Consider the following 13,842-nt stretch of genomic DNA (forward strand, 5'->3'; position numbering starts at 1 on the left):
CCGGGAAAAGAGAACGGGACCAACTTAGAAACGAGGGGAGACCTTCGGGAGGCTGAACGATGCGAAAAGGACATGTGGCGCTGATTTTCGGGTTTCTCGTGAGCGCGTGCGGTGGGGGTGAGGAGGCAGCGCCGCCCCCGCAGACGCCGCCGCCCGCACCCGCCCCGGCGCCCGCGCCGGAGGCCCCCAAGGCCGAAGCCCCCAAGCCGGAAGTGAAGCCGGGTCTGGGCGAGCTCGAAGCCGCGACCAACAAGGCACTGGTCGAGGCGCTCAACGCCCACGACGCGAAGAAGGTCGCTTCGCTCTACGCGGAAGATGCCGTCATCACCATACCGGGCGTCTGGATCAACCACGGCCAGACGCAGGGCCGCGCGGACATCGAGAAGAGCACGCAGGCGTTCTTCGACGCCTTCAAGGACGTGAAGTTCTGGGTGAGCCGCGCGTGGGTGAAGCAGGACGTGGCTGCGCTCGAGTTCGGCTGGAGCGGAACGCACTCGGGTGACTACCTGGGCGTGAAGGCGAGCGACAAGCCGGCCGGCGCCGTCGGCGTGAGCCTCGTCACGTACGACAACGATGGGCACATCAAGCAAGAGAACCGCTACTCGGATCTCAACACGGTGTTCACCCAGATCGGCCTCGTGAAGGGCAAGGCCCGTCCGGTGCCGACCGCCGCGGCGTCGACCGAGGTGGTCATCGCCAAGGGCACGCCGGAAGAGGACAAGAACCTGGCGACGGTCAAGGGCCTCAACGGCGCCTTCGAGTCGAAGAAGGAAGCCGACTTCCTGACGCCGCTCGCGGACGACGTGGACTGGACCGACTACTCGCAGCCCGAGTCCACCAAGGGCAAGGACTCGGCGAAGAAGTTCTTCCAGGGCTTCGTGAAGACGTTCCCGGACGCGAAGAGCGATCAGACGGCCGCCTTCGGCGTGGGCGACTTCGTCATCCAGGAGACGAGCTTCGTCGGCACGCAGAAGGGCGCGCTCGGCCCCATCAAGGCGACGAACAAGCAGGTGAACCTGCACTCCGTCGACGTGATCCAGTTCAAGGACGGCAAGATCACCAAGGGCTGGTCGTTCGGCAACAGCATCGAGCTCGTGGGCCAGCTCGGCGTCTTCAAGCCGCCGGCACCGGCCGCCGCCAAGCCCGGCGCGGGCGCGAAGCCGGCCGACAAGGCCGCGAACGGCGCCGTCGGTGCCAAGGGCTCGAGCGCACCGGCTGCCGCGCCGAAGGCACCGGCCGCCCCCAAGAAGTAAGCGCGTTCGAAGCACGCAAAGCGGCGCCGTCTCACCCCCGTGGGCGGCGCCGGTTTCGTTTTGTGGCGCGAGCTGCCCGGCGTTTTTTGGGCGCGCGGCGCCTGGCGAGCTTGGGCGCCCGGGCGGCTAGGACGCGAGGAGGCCGCCGTCGAGCACGAGGGTGTGCCCGGTGACGTACGGGTTGGTCATGAGAAAGACGATCCCCTCGGCGATGTCCTCCGGCTGTCCGAAGTGGCGCGCGGGCAGCGACTCGGCGAAGGCGCGGATGGTCTCGCGCTGGTGCGTGTGGATGCGCGTGTCGACCACGCCGGGCATCACCACGTTCACGCGCACGGGGGCGAGCTCCAACGCCAGGGTCTTGCCGAAGCTCACCACCGACGCCGCCTCGGCCGCCAAGAGCGACATCCGCGGGATCGGCTTGGCCGCCGACGCGCCCGAGAGGAACGTGATCGAGCCACGCTCCTGCAAATGAGGGACGGCCGCCCGCGTGACATTCACGAAGCCTCGAAGCTTGTCGAAGCTGCGTTCGACCTGCTCCGGGGTGAGCTTCGTGATGTCCCCGGCGCGCGCGAGCTCGTCGGCCACCGCGGTGAGCACCAGATGATCGAGGGTACCGAGCCCGCCAAAGACGCGAAGGGCAGCCTCCGGATCCAGCATGTCCAACGCCACCGCGCGCGCCTCGCCCCCCACGCTCGTCGCGGCCTCGTCCACCTTGGCCTGCGAGCGACTCAGGAGGATCACCTTGGCGCCCCGCGCGGCCGCCGCCTTGGCCGTCGCCAGTCCGATCCCCGAGCTTCCTCCGACGATGGCCACCGTTCGATTCGTCAATTCGGTCATGCACGGACTTTGAGGGTGGCGCGCCGGACATTCCATGACACTTTATGCCAAATGCATGACCGTTCATCCGACGCGCCGCTGCCCCCCGATCCGCTGAGCGAGGTGCTCCAGGATTTGCGCCTCTCGGGCGTGGCGTATGGGCGATGCGAGCTGACCCGTCCATGGGGCATCGACTTTCCGCCCCAGCGCTCGGCGCGCTTTCACTTCGTGGCGAGCGGCGAGTGCTGGCTGCGCCCGCCGGCCTCTGCGCTGCCCACCGCGGGCGGCGGCGGCGCCAAGCGCGGACGCATCCGGCTCGGCCCCGGCGATGTGGCGCTCCTTCCGCTGGGCGCCGGGCACGAGCTCACCGACACCAGCCGGGGCGGCGGCACGAAGAGCATCGACGACCTTCCGCTCGAGGAGATCGGCGACCGGACGTACGTATTGCGCGAGGGCGGCGGTGGGGCGGAGACGCTCCTTTTCTGCGGCAGCGTCAACTTCGAAGAGCCGGCGGTGCACCCGCTGCTGGAGCTGATGCCCAAGGTGCTCTTGGTGCGCGACGCCGCGAAGAGCGACGCGACCCTCCCCGTGCTGCTCGAGACGATGGCGAGCGAAGTGCGCACCTTGCGCGTGGGCGCCGCCACTGTGCTCACGCGCCTGACGGAGGTGGTCATCACCCGGGTGATCCGCGCCTGGGTAGAGGGCCGCAGCGAGGACGCCACCGGCTGGCTCGCCGCCATCCGCGATCCGAAGATCGGGCTGGCGCTGGCGGCCATTCACCGGCACCCGGGCCGCCCGTGGTCGGTGGAGTCGCTCGCGGACGTGGCGCAGACGTCGCGCTCGATGTTCTCCGAGCGGTTCACCGCGGTGGTCGGCACCTCGCCCGCGCGCTACCTGGCGCGCTGGCGGATGCACGTGGCGAGCGGCTGGCTGCGCAGCGAGCGGCTCACGGTGTCGGAGGCCGCGTCACGTCTCGGCTACGACTCCGAGGCGTCGTTCAGCCGCGCGTTCAAGCGCGTCCTCGGGGTACCGCCGAGCGAGCTTCGCCGCATCGGGCGCGAAGATCGCGCGGGCGTCGCGCGCACGCTCCACGCGCGCGCCGAGCATCACGGCGAAGCAAATGCCCAATAGTGGTAGGCCGCAAAGGGCTGCGCGGCGCTGATTTCGACGGGGGTCTCGGCCTTCACTGCGTCCGGCGGGATCTCCAGCACCGTCTCCGTCCAGCTCGCGCTGGCCGCGAGGGTGACGGGCGGGAGCTCGCGCCCGGAGACCCGCACGCGCAGCACGTTGGCCGCCGCGCTCTCGAGCCGCGCCACCACCCGAACCTTGGCGCCGTCGCGCAGGTGCAGGACGAAGCGCTCCACGCGGCGGCCCGTGCGTCCTCCGTCGACGACGGTGGCCGGCCGTTCGCTCTCGGCCACGGCGTCCGAGCGAACGAGGTTCTGCCCGTCGCGCGCGCCCGCGAGATCGTAGGCGTGCTCCGCCTCGCTCGCGACGTCGGCCACGTCGAGCGCGTCCATGCGCTGCGCGTCGTCGAGCCCCGAGGTCCACGGCCGCTCGCCCGATCCGAGCAGCCGCCAATCGGCGAGGTAGGCGCGCATGGTGGTGCCGCCCAGCACCGTGGAGTCGAGGACCACCGCCTCGGTGAGCATCGCGCCCAGGACCGGATCGCACGCCATCCACTCGGGGTAGACGATGAAGTGCGTGGGGAGCCGCTTGGGATCGAGGGCGGCGAGCCGCTCGTAGTGCTCGAACCGTGAGCCGGGGCCGGCCACCCAATGACGGCCCTCTCCTGGCGTGGTGAGGCCGACCACGTCGAAGGTGGGCCGCTCGCTGAAATACGCGATGGCGCCCGTATCGTTGAGGCCAATGCGAACATCGCGCGGCAGGTTGGCCTTGGCCCAGCGCCCGAGCTTCACTTGCTGCCGATCGATGCCGCTCGCGCAATTGGCGATGTCGTCCAAGGTGCCGGAGAGCTTCGACGCAAAGAGCCCCACGAAGGTCCCGCCCAGGATGGGGGTGACGATGCGCCATCGGGGGCGAATGCGCGCGAGCCCATCGCCCGCGAGGCGCGCCAAGCACGCGAGCCCCACGAACCACCCGCTGGCAAACGGCCAGAGGTAACGAAGCCGGTTCCACAAAAACGACACGTAAAAACATGGAATGGCGATGCCCACCGCCAAGAGCACGATGAGCAGCGCGCGCCATCGCTGCTGCTCGCGCCACCCCAAAAAGGCGATGGACGCGAGCCCGAGGAGCCCCACCACCGCGCCCCCAGCCGGGATGAACTCGGCCGACCAAATCTTTCCGTTCAGGAGCGTGTCGTACAGGAGCTTGACGTTGTACTCCACCGCACCCCAGAGGGCGCCCCCGCCGTAATACGGATTGCCGACGAGCAGCTTCACGTGCGCCGTGGACGTGAGCACGCTCCCCGACACCAGCCGCAACCCCAGCGCCACGAACCCCGGCACCGCCAGGGGGAGCAGCGCCCGGGCCCGCGCTCCGAGGCCCGGCCCCGACGGAAAGACGAGCAGGGTCGCGGTCGCGATCAGCGTGTAGAAGGCGCCCTCGGGTCGCAGCAAAAAGGCCGCCCACGCGAAGGCGACCAGCTCCCCGAGATGCCGGCGCCTCCGCGCATCGGTAGATGGATCCCTGTCGCGGGCCACCTCCGGCCAGTCCGCGCACAGGCGGATGGTCCGGGCGATGGCCCACGCGAACGGCACCGCCTCCATGCCGCTGGCGGCGCACCATACGAGGCCGCCAAAGGCCGGAACCATGGCCGCCGCCGAAATGGCCGCGGCCTGTCCGGCCAGCGGACGCGTAAGCCGGTAGACCTCGCGGGCGAGCATGGCCAGCGCGGCGAACGACAGGAGCCACGCCGGCCAGAGGATGGCCAGATCGCGGAACCCGAGCAGGTAAAATGGCGCGAGGAGCAGGGGCCAGAGCAGGCTCGTGGCCCCGGTGGAGATGGGCTCGCCCGGCTGAAACCGCAGCGGGTGCCCTTCGGCGAAGGAGCGCGCGTATTGAAAGTGGATGAACGAGTCATCCAAGGTCGCGCCCGGGTGGCCGAGCTTCGCCAGAACGCCGCCGATGGCCCAGTATGCGAGGCACGCGGTCACCAGCACCGCCGGCGCGATCGACGGCCACGAAGATGCCGCGCGTGCCCTCCATACCGCCATCTGCCCTTCCCATCCGTGTGCGTCCCGGTCCATGTCTGGGGCGGCACACTAATACGGCGTGGCCGCTTCGCGCAGCAGCCGTACGGTGTGGCAGTTCGCGCAGCGGCCGCGGCGACGTCGCCGCTTGGCGCAGCGGCGGTGGCGACGTCGGCGGTGACGGGCTCACGTGGCGCCCGAGGCGCGCAGGGTGGCGCCGCAGGGGACGAGCACGTCGCGATCAGCCGCCCGCGTGACGCCGGAGGTGACGGATTTAGGTGGTGCTCGATGCGCGCAGGGTGACCCCGTCGGGGACGACCACGTCGAGGTCGACCACCGGCGCGTGGCGATCGGGCCAATCGCCGTCGGTGGTCGGACAGGAGCCGGAGCGCGCGCCGGTGGTCGTCGGGGCCACGCAGACCACGACCCCTCGGCCTTGTGTGATGGCGCGCAGCACGAACAGGGCGTGCTCGCCGGGCTCGCGGGCGCGGGCGCGGACCTCGATTTGGTCACGCGCGGTCGAACGAAGATGCACCTTCCCGTGGCTCGTTCGAACGTCGAGCAATTGGGCGCGTCCGTGCCACTCGTTCTCCTGTGGCGAGTTGCGGCACAGATCGCCGGTGCTGCCGGAGCAGGTGGCGATGGTGCTCAAGACGGCCGTCAAAGCTTGCAGGTGCAACGTCACTAGATTCATGGAGGCATCCCAGGGGGCTGTGTGGTCTCGCGTCGAATCGTCGTACTATTTTCCGGGCTGGTTTGGCTGGGGTTGGGGTTGAGGTGGAGACGGTGGCTTTGGTGGTGCGGGCGGCGCGGGCGGCGCTGGGGGTGGCGCGGGCGAAGATGCCCCGCGCGGCGCGATGTGGATATCGCCGCTGAAGGTCTGAACGCGGACGACGGCGCCGCCGCTTCCGGCTTTGAACTCGAGCGATCCGTTTCCCGTTCGCACGCCGCCGAGCTGGCTCGAGATGGAGCCGCGGAAGCTTCGAAGCTCGAAATTCCCATTGGTGGACGCGGGCACCAGGAACGACACGTCGCCGCTATGGCTGCGCACATCGAACGAGCCTTGGCCGGCGAGCTGGCCGTCGAAGGTCAAGTCGCCCGACGTGCTCCGCATGTCCACGTGCTGAAAGGTGCCGCCGCTCAAGGTGCACTCGCCGCTCACGCTCTCGATCGACGCGGTCCCTCGCGCGCCGCGCACGCGAATGTCGCCGTTGATGGTGCGCACGGTGGTCTGCGCGCTGGTGGTGTCGATGCTCACGCTGCCGCTGGCCGTTCGGGCCGAAATGGACGTGGGCGCGCCCGACACCGCAATATCGCCCGAGGCCGTGTCCACCCGCACCGCGCCCGTCACGTCGCGGATCGTGATGTCGATGTTCGTGCCGCGCACCTCCAGCGCGCTGGCGGCCGGAACACGCACCTCCAAGGTGGCCGATCGCGCTCGAATCTGCGTGCGATCGCCTTGAACCGAGAACTGCGTGTCCCCATCGGCCGAGGACTTGACGTCGACCTCCGAGCGCCCCCAGCCGATCACCTTGACCGAGCCGCTGATTGTCTCGATGGTCACGACCCCGTGGGTGGCCGCCGGGCGTGTATCGAGCGGCTCGTCGGGCCTCGCCTGCGCCACGGGCGCTGCCAGGCTGGCGCACGCGAGCGAAGCCAGTGCGAGGACGATGGAAAGCTTGGTGCGCATCAGATCCTCGCCGCCAGATCGATGACGTCGCTCTCGACGTGGATCTTCTGCTGGTAAATGTCCGCGAGCTGCGACCTCAAATCGAGGTTGTCCGGCTGCGCCATCAGCGCGCCACGCATGGTGTCGATGGCGGCATCCAGAATGTTCAAATTCTGCTCGACCTCCCGCGCCGCGGCCGGTGGTAGCGCATTCTTGCCGTTCACGAAGTCCGCCTCCAATGCCGCGAGGGCGGCGAGATAGGGTTGCTCCTCGAGGTTGGCAACGGGTTGCTCCTTCTTCGGCGTCCCGTCTTGCTTCGTCGCGCTGTCTTGCGCTTGCGGCAGAGGCAGATCGCTCGGCGCGGTGCTTGGAGCGAGGGCCACGCCCGTACCCGCAGGAGCCCACGGTCGCGTCGCCGCGAGCGCCAGCACGGCCGCCGCCGCGAGCGCGAAGCCCGCCCCCACCGCGACCCGGCGGCCCACCGCGACCCGTCGGCCTTTGGGCTCGCGCACCCGCTGCACGGTGGCATCGGGCCCCGCTGCGCCAAGGCGTGCTTCGATGGCACGCCACACGTCGGGACCCGGCACGATGGTGCGCGGCAACTCGGCCACGCGCGCCGCCAGCGCGCGCTCCCCCGCCAAGAACTGCGCACATTGGGGGCACGCGCGCGCGTGCGCGTCGATGGCGCGGGCCTGCTCGGGCGCGAGCTCACCGTCCGCCAGCTCTTGCAGCTCGATTTCCGTGTAGGCCGTGCACGTGGGATCGCTCATCGCAGCCCCTCCTTCAACAGCGTGCGGGCCCGGTGCAGGTGCGCCTTGGACGTGCCCTCCGCGATGCCGAGCAAATCGCCAATCTCGCGGTGCTGATACCCCTCCACGTCGTGCAGCACGAACACGGTGCGGGGGCCCTCGGGCAGCTTGGCGAGGGCGCGCTCCAGATCGAGCCCCACATCGTCGCGGCGGGCGCCCGACGCGGATCCGAGCACCGCATCGTCCCCCGTCGGCATGATGCGCCGTGTGCGCCGGGCCGTCGCGCGGCGCTCTTCGAGCACCACATTGACAGCCACATGGCGCAACCAGGTGGCAAAGGCGCTCTCGCCGCGAAAGCTCTTCAACCGCTCCCACGCCCGCACGAACGTATCTTGCGTGAGCTGCTCGGCGAGGGCCGCATCGGCCACCAGGCGCAGGCACAGCGCGTGGACCCGCCCGACGTGGGTCCGATAGAGCTGCTCGAACGCGCCCACATCGCCCGCGCAGGCTGCGTGCACCAAAGGGTCGCCCGATTCGTGGAGCGCGCCGGCGAAGAAGGTCCCCCATCGGGGTAAAGCGGGTAAGGCAAACTCGGTCATCGGAGGTTCGGTTCCTAGATGCCGCTCAGAGCGCGCGGGTTTAGGCGAAGTTCCACGGCCGGTACCGCGGCGGGCGATTTTCTCAAGGAACAGGTCGCTTGCGAAGCCGATTTGCTTCGGAGTAAGGGGCGTGCGGGAGGACGTCTCCCGACGGGGATAGCCTCCGTTTCCACCCTCGTTCCGCCCATAACCCGGACCGCCGTTCAAACATGCCCATGTCCGAGCCCCGCCGACCTCGCCCGTATGCCGATGCCCCCCGATTGTCGCCTGCAGCACCGAACGATTCGGAGGTGGGGGGCACGAGCCGCGAAGACGGGCCCGTCGATGTCCGGTCGTTGGTTCAAGGCGAGTGGCTCGAGCTGGAGATTGGCCCCGGTCGCGGAGGCTTCGTCTTCGAGCGCGCCGCCGCCGCGCCCGCGGGGCTCATCGGTCTGGAGGTGCGGCGAAAGTGGGCCACCATCGTCGATCAGCGCCTGGCGAAGGCGGGGCTTGGCGCGCGCGCCCGCGTCTTTGCCGAGGACGCAGGCTTGGCGCTGCCGCGCCTCGGCCCCGATGGCTCGATCCGCCGTATCTTTCTGCACTTCCCCGATCCCTGGTGGAAGAAGCGCCACGCCAAGCGGCTCGTCATCGTCAAACAAGGCTTCGTGGCCGAGATGGCGCGCCTGCTCGAGCCGGGCGGTGAGCTCTTCGTCCAAACCGACGTGGAGGAGCGCGCCGCGCTCTACGAGGCCGAAATCCGCGCATGTCCGCTCTTCGTCCCCTTTGGCGACGAAGGTGGGAGCCCGGCCCTCGCCAACAATCCGTACAACGCGGAGAGCCCGCGCGAAAAGCGGGCCATCGTGGATGGTCTTCCCGTCCATCGCTTGCGCTTCCGTCGCGTTTGAAGCTCGGCGGATGGTTCGTCTTTGACTCGGCGGATGGCTCGTCTTTGACTCGGCGGATGGTTCGTTTTTGACTCGGCCATTGACGCGCGTTGTTGCGCGGGTTGATTCGACGCGTCTGCCTCTTTTAATGCGTTTCACGCTCCCCGTGGGCTCGACGCGACGGGGTCGCGGGGGTACGACCAGAGGATGCGACGTTCCATTCTTGCGCCGTTGGCGTGCATCATCTTCGGTGTGGGCTGCGCATCGGCGGGTTCCGGGGGTGCTCCGAACGCGGCCGGGCAGAACGCGGCGGGAACACCGCGCGAGGGGCTCCTCCTTTGGGTGGCGAACGGCGATGCGATCACGGCGGAAGTTCGCGACGGCGAGCTTTTCGGCGCCGCGGTGCGCTTGCAGCTATCGCGCGCCGGCGAGCCCCGCGAAGATGCGATGCGCGGCGAGATCGGGGCGCTCGAGCCCGGGCAGAGGGCGCAGCTTCAAGGTTCGGTGTTCGAGCGACCCGTGAGCGTGGTGTTCGAGCAGGGGAGGGCAAGCGGTGTTTTCGACAATGCGCCCTTCAACCTTTCGCTCGAGGAGGCACCGAAGGGGGTGACGCACGCGCGCGGGCTCGTGGGCGGCGAGCTCTCGGACTACGCGTGGGGCGCCGATCAGTGGAGCGGTCACGTGGGCCGCTGCGGCTACGAGCTGCGGGGGGGCGGAGGCTCCTTCGAGGGCTACCGCAGCTGCGGCGGGGGGCGCGAGCGCGTGCGCCTCGAGATCGGAAGTCGGCTCTCGGCTTGGGGCCCGATCGAACGGGCCACCGTTCTTGCGCTCCTTTTGCGCTCATAGCTCGCTGGGGGTGGGGGGTGAGCCGGCTCGTCGTCCACGTGTCGAGGCTCGTGGGCTCCTGGCTCGCGGTTTCGTTCGCGTTCGTGTTTGCGCTCGCGATGGCAGGTTGCGTCGACTTTACGCCGCCCCTCGTTCCGCCGGGGCGTGGCGGTCCACCGTGGACGGAGCTCACCTCGCAGCACTTCATCCTTTTGACGGATCTCAAGGGGTCCGAGGCGCGCCGCACTTTGTCGGAGTTCGAGACGTATTACCGCGTGCTCGTCGACCACGCCCTCACCACCGATCCGTTCGCGGGTCCACGCATCCAAATCGTCTTGCTGGAGCGCGCCATCGATTTTCGTCGCTTCAGCGGTGAGGGCATCCAAGGCTTTTCGCTGGGCAAGCTCCCCAACGATCCGGAGCCGGTGCCCACCTTGGCGCTCTACGGCGACTTCACGGAGTCGACGCGCACCGTCTTTCTGCACGAGCTGACGCACCATGTGCTGCAGCAGAATTTCCGCGCCCGGCCCGTGTGGCTCGACGAGGGCCTCGCCCTTTACTACTCGACCCTCGTCCTCGACGGCGACATCGTCTCCGTGGGCCTCCCGGTTCCGACCCTGCCGCTCTACGGCATGCTGGCGCGGACCGAGGGGGCGCGGATGGGACGGCGTTTGGTTCCGGTCACCGTGACGGGGCAGCTTCGGGTGCGCATGCCGCCCGCGTCGCAGCTGATTCGCATGGACCGCGAGGCCTTCTACGACGCCCGCACCCCGTCGCACCACGATCGCATGCGCACCGAAACCGGCAACTACGCGGCGGCCTGGGCGCTCGTCCACATGCTGCACCACGGCCCCGCCCCTTACCGTGCGCGCTACGGCGCCTTTTTGAGCGGCATCCGGCAAGGCTTATCGATGCCGGAAGCTTGGGCCCGAGCCTTCCGCGATGTGCCCGCCGCCGAGCTCGATCGCGCCCTCCTCGAGTACGTCTCGGCCCCCTCCGCGCCCTACGAGGAGCGCATTTATCGGGTGCTCCCGCCCAAGGGCGCGGTCGAGCGTCAGCGGTCCATGTCCAACGCCGAGGTGCTCCTCTTGTGGGCGCGCCTTCGCGATTGGAGCGCCCCACTCGGAAGCGAAGATGCGCGCAAGGACATCGACGCGGCGGTCGCCAGCGATCCCCGCTCCCCGGAGCCTCTCTTTTGGCGCGCGTTGTACCGCGCCCGCGCGTCACAGTTTGGCAGCGCGGAGCGGGACTTTTCCGCCGTTCTCATGCGCGAGCCCAACGATCCGCGCTACCTCCTCGGCTACGGTCTGGCGCTCGACGCCGAGCTCGAAAAGCTACAAAAGGCGGCCGGCGCGTCTCAGTCTCCGTCCGAGCCACGCCGCGCCCAGCGCGCCAGGCAGCTCGCCGACGTGGTCGAGCGCCTGCGGCAGACCGCGACGAGCCGCTACCAGCGCGACTTCGTGTCGGCGCATGAGCCCAAGGGGCAAGATCTTTCGTTTTGAGCCTAGGACTAGGGCTCTTCTCCGTGGAGAACCTGCGGCAAACCGCGACGCGCCACTACCCGCGCGCGTTCGTCTCGGCGCATCGTCACCGGAGGACATTCGTCCCCGGTCGGAGCCTTCGCCTCTGGGCGGGCATTCGTCCTCGGTCGGAGCCTTTCGCCTCTGGGCATTGGTCGCCGGTCGGAGCCTTCGCCTCCTGCGGGCATTGGTCCCCGAGCGAAGCCTTCGTCTCCCCCCACCCAGGCCACCCTGGGGGGAGGGAGGTGAAAGATGATGCGGCTAGGGGAAGCTGAGGTACGTCTGGTCGGCGAGGCCGCGTTCGAAGTCGGCGAGCAGCCGCATGCCCTCGGTGGGGCGAAGACGGTCTTGCTTGATCGCGGCATCGACCTGGGCCTTCAGCTTGGCGACCATTTCGCGGGCCTCGTATTGGGTCATGCTGAGGACTTCGCGGATGCTGTTCCCCTCGATGGTCTCCTCGAGGTAGTAGCCGCACTCCTCGTCGTCATCGAGGAAGACGTGGACCTCGTTTACGCGGCCGAATAGGTTGTGAATGTCGCCCATGATGTCCTGATATGCACCGGTCAGGAACACCCCGAGGAAGTACGGCTTGTCGTCCAAGGTGTGGAGCGGCAATGTGTCGCGCACATCGCTTAGGTCGATGAACTTGGAGACCTTGCCGTCCGAGTCGCACGTGATGTCGACCAGGGTGCTCTGCTGCGTCGGTCGCTCGTTCAGCCGGTGAATCGGGACGATGGGGAACAATCCGCCGAGGGCCCAGTGGTCCAGGAGCGACTGAAAGACCGAGAAGTTGCAAATGTGCTGGTCGACCAGCTGCTTGCCGAGCTCGGTGATATCGTCCGGCACCTCGCTCGCATCGAGCTGGGAGGCGAGCTTTTGCATCCGCTCGGCGGTCTGCCAGAAGAGCGTCTCGACCCGCGCCTTCACATCGAGGTTGAGCAGCCCCAGCTCGAACATCTTCTGGGACTCCTCCTTGACCTGCAGAATGTCGTGGCACGACTCGCTGAGGTTCTCCAGCGCCAGGTTTTCGAGGGTGTACAGCAGGTTTTTGACCAGCTTGTGATCGTCGTGGGCGCGCTCCAGCGGTCCCGGGGCTACCTTTTCGATGGAGCCAAAGGCCTGGATGACCAGCACCGAGTGGTGCGCCACCGTGGCGCGGCCCGATTCGGTCACGATGTCCGGGTGCGGGACCTTCTCGTCGTCGCACACGTCCATGATGTTGTAGACGATGTCGCGCGCGTACTCCTCGACGGAGTAGTTCATCGACGAGTGGAACGTGGAGCGCGAGCCGTCGTAGTCGATGGCCAGGCCTCCGCCCACGTCGAGGTACTCGATGGGGTGGCCCATCTTGCGCAGCTTCGCGTAGTGCCGCGCGGCCTCGCGAACGGCGCGCTTGATGATCAAAATATCCGGGATCTGCGAGCCCACGTGGAAGTGAAGCAGCTTGAACGCCGACGTTTTACCGGCTTGCTTCATCATCTCCGTGGCGGCCAGGATCTCGGCCGTCGAGAGCCCGAACTTCGCGTTCTCACCGCCCGATTCAGCCCACCGTCCACCGCCCTTGGTGCTCAGGCGCACGCGCAGCCCGATGAGCGGGTCGACGTTCATCTCGGCCGAAATGCGCAAAATGGATCGCACCTCCGAGAGCTTCTCGGCGATGAGAATGACCTTCTTGCCGAGCTTTCGGCCCAGCATGGCCATGCGGATGTACGCATCGTCCTTGTAACCGTTGCAGACGATGAGCGAGTCGTTGTCGGTGTGGACGGACAACCCCGCAAAAATCTCCGGCTTGGAGCCGACCTCGATCCCATGGTGAAACGACCGGCCGGCGTCGAGGATCTCCTCGACCACCTCGCGCAGCTGGTTCACCTTGATCGGAAACACGCCGCGGTAGACGCCGCGGTATTTGTTCTCGGCCACCGCCGAGGCGAAGGCCAGATTCAGGGTGCGCACACGGTGGTGCAGAAGGTCCTGAAAACGGATGAGCAGCGGTGTGCGCAAGCCTTGCTCGCGCGCGTCCCTGACCACGTCGGCCAATGCAATTTTGCGGCCCCGCTCCTGGAGCGGCGCCACGGTCATGTTCCCTTCGTCGTTGACGTCGAAGTAGCCCGCGCCCCATCGGTCGATGAGGTAAAGCTCCTTCGCATCGTCATTGCTCCAGACGTCGGGTGGCGGCGGGGACTCTCGCGACACGTCGTTCAATGGCTACTCCTCTGGGCGCTGGGGCGTTATCTTTACGGCGCTGAACTTCTTTGCTCGCGCGGAGGCCGCCGATTGCAAGTCGCCTTCAACTATTCGCGGTTACTACGCTACGCGGGCCAGCCGTTCAAGAACTGAATGCCCCTCCGGCTGCGCTTTTTATCTGTCACGAACGCGTGGCGACGCCATGGCGG

General features: G+C 68.2%; 12 protein-coding genes. 5 read left to right on the forward strand and 7 right to left on the reverse strand.

Features of this window, described 5'->3' with window-relative positions; genetic code table 11:
- Positions 1 to 59: 59 nt before the first annotated feature.
- Positions 60 to 1,253 carry an ester cyclase gene (locus tag LZC94_05430; GenBank protein WXB16718.1) on the forward strand — a complete coding sequence of 398 codons (1,194 nt, stop codon included), beginning with the start codon at positions 60 to 62 and terminating at the stop codon, positions 1,251 to 1,253.
- A gap of 126 nt (positions 1,254 to 1,379) precedes the next feature.
- On the opposite strand, the gene LZC94_05435 is transcribed toward LZC94_05430, so the two are convergent.
- Positions 1,380 to 2,090: an SDR family oxidoreductase gene (locus tag LZC94_05435; protein WXB16719.1), complete on the reverse strand. Its 711-nt coding sequence runs from the start codon at positions 2,088 to 2,090 to the stop codon at positions 1,380 to 1,382.
- Between the two features lie 51 nt (positions 2,091 to 2,141).
- Between LZC94_05435 and LZC94_05440 the strand changes: the two genes are divergently transcribed.
- A complete protein-coding gene (locus tag LZC94_05440; protein ID WXB16720.1) occupies positions 2,142 to 3,200 on the forward strand; it encodes an AraC family transcriptional regulator in 1,059 nt (352 codons plus the stop codon).
- On the opposite strand, the gene LZC94_05445 is transcribed toward LZC94_05440, so the two are convergent.
- The 5 genes from LZC94_05445 to LZC94_05465 all read right to left on the reverse strand — a co-directional run bounded on the left by LZC94_05445 (position 3,176) and on the right by LZC94_05465 (position 8,241).
- Positions 3,176 to 5,248 carry a hypothetical protein gene (locus LZC94_05445; GenBank protein WXB16721.1) on the reverse strand — a complete coding sequence of 691 codons (2,073 nt, stop codon included), beginning with the start codon at positions 5,246 to 5,248 and terminating at the stop codon, positions 3,176 to 3,178. The genes LZC94_05440 and LZC94_05445 overlap by 25 nt on opposite strands.
- Positions 5,249 to 5,498: 250 nt before the next feature.
- On the reverse strand, positions 5,499 to 5,918 hold the full coding sequence (locus LZC94_05450; GenBank protein WXB16722.1) for a hypothetical protein: 420 nt from the start codon (positions 5,916 to 5,918) through the stop codon (positions 5,499 to 5,501).
- Between the two features lie 45 nt (positions 5,919 to 5,963).
- Entirely contained in the window at positions 5,964 to 6,914 is a 951-nt protein-coding gene (locus tag LZC94_05455) for a DUF4097 domain-containing protein (protein WXB16723.1), read from the reverse strand.
- Positions 6,914 to 7,663 carry a zf-HC2 domain-containing protein gene (locus LZC94_05460; GenBank protein WXB16724.1) on the reverse strand — a complete coding sequence of 250 codons (750 nt, stop codon included), beginning with the start codon at positions 7,661 to 7,663 and terminating at the stop codon, positions 6,914 to 6,916. The genes LZC94_05455 and LZC94_05460 overlap by 1 nt, the downstream gene beginning before the upstream one ends.
- The gene (locus LZC94_05465; protein WXB16725.1) at positions 7,660 to 8,241 is read right to left on the reverse strand and encodes an RNA polymerase sigma factor; all 582 of its coding nucleotides are present in this window, start codon (positions 8,239 to 8,241) and stop codon (positions 7,660 to 7,662) included. Before LZC94_05465 ends, LZC94_05460 begins: the two co-directional genes overlap by 4 nt.
- Before the next feature lie 290 nt (positions 8,242 to 8,531).
- Here LZC94_05465 and LZC94_05470 point away from each other — a divergent pair, with 290 nt between their 5' ends.
- The 3 genes from LZC94_05470 to LZC94_05480 all read left to right on the forward strand — a co-directional run bounded on the left by LZC94_05470 (position 8,532) and on the right by LZC94_05480 (position 11,431).
- Complete coding sequence (locus LZC94_05470; GenBank protein ID WXB16726.1) at positions 8,532 to 9,125, forward strand: tRNA (guanine-N7)-methyltransferase; 594 nt, start codon at positions 8,532 to 8,534, stop codon at positions 9,123 to 9,125.
- A gap of 186 nt (positions 9,126 to 9,311) precedes the next feature.
- On the forward strand, positions 9,312 to 9,950 hold the full coding sequence (locus tag LZC94_05475) for a hypothetical protein (protein ID WXB16727.1): 639 nt from the start codon (positions 9,312 to 9,314) through the stop codon (positions 9,948 to 9,950).
- A 17-nt stretch (positions 9,951 to 9,967) separates the two neighbouring features.
- Complete coding sequence (locus LZC94_05480) at positions 9,968 to 11,431, forward strand: hypothetical protein (GenBank protein WXB16728.1); 1,464 nt, start codon at positions 9,968 to 9,970, stop codon at positions 11,429 to 11,431.
- A gap of 279 nt (positions 11,432 to 11,710) precedes the next feature.
- Here LZC94_05480 and speA read toward each other — a convergent pair whose 3' ends face one another.
- The gene (gene speA / locus LZC94_05485) at positions 11,711 to 13,642 is read right to left on the reverse strand and encodes a biosynthetic arginine decarboxylase (protein ID WXB20347.1); all 1,932 of its coding nucleotides are present in this window, start codon (positions 13,640 to 13,642) and stop codon (positions 11,711 to 11,713) included.
- Between the last annotated feature and the right edge of the window lie 200 nt (positions 13,643 to 13,842).

Source organism: Sorangiineae bacterium MSr11954 (genome assembly GCA_037157815.1).
Taxonomy (GTDB): Bacteria; Myxococcota_A; Polyangia; order Polyangiales; family Polyangiaceae; genus Pendulispora; species Pendulispora albinea.

Coding starts and splice junctions, on each gene's coding strand:
- LZC94_05435 (WXB16719.1), bottom strand. CDS start 2,090: ATGACCGAATTGACGAATCGAACGGTGGCCATCGTCGGAGGAAGCTCG.
- LZC94_05475 (WXB16727.1), top strand. CDS start 9,312: ATGCGACGTTCCATTCTTGCGCCGTTGGCGTGCATCATCTTCGGTGTG.
- LZC94_05440 (WXB16720.1), top strand. CDS start 2,142: ATGCATGACCGTTCATCCGACGCGCCGCTGCCCCCCGATCCGCTGAGC.
- LZC94_05445 (WXB16721.1), bottom strand. CDS start 5,248: ATGGCGGTATGGAGGGCACGCGCGGCATCTTCGTGGCCGTCGATCGCG.
- LZC94_05430 (WXB16718.1), top strand. CDS start 60: ATGCGAAAAGGACATGTGGCGCTGATTTTCGGGTTTCTCGTGAGCGCG.
- LZC94_05455 (WXB16723.1), bottom strand. CDS start 6,914: ATGCGCACCAAGCTTTCCATCGTCCTCGCACTGGCTTCGCTCGCGTGC.
- LZC94_05450 (WXB16722.1), bottom strand. CDS start 5,918: ATGAATCTAGTGACGTTGCACCTGCAAGCTTTGACGGCCGTCTTGAGC.
- LZC94_05465 (WXB16725.1), bottom strand. CDS start 8,241: ATGACCGAGTTTGCCTTACCCGCTTTACCCCGATGGGGGACCTTCTTC.
- LZC94_05460 (WXB16724.1), bottom strand. CDS start 7,663: ATGAGCGATCCCACGTGCACGGCCTACACGGAAATCGAGCTGCAAGAG.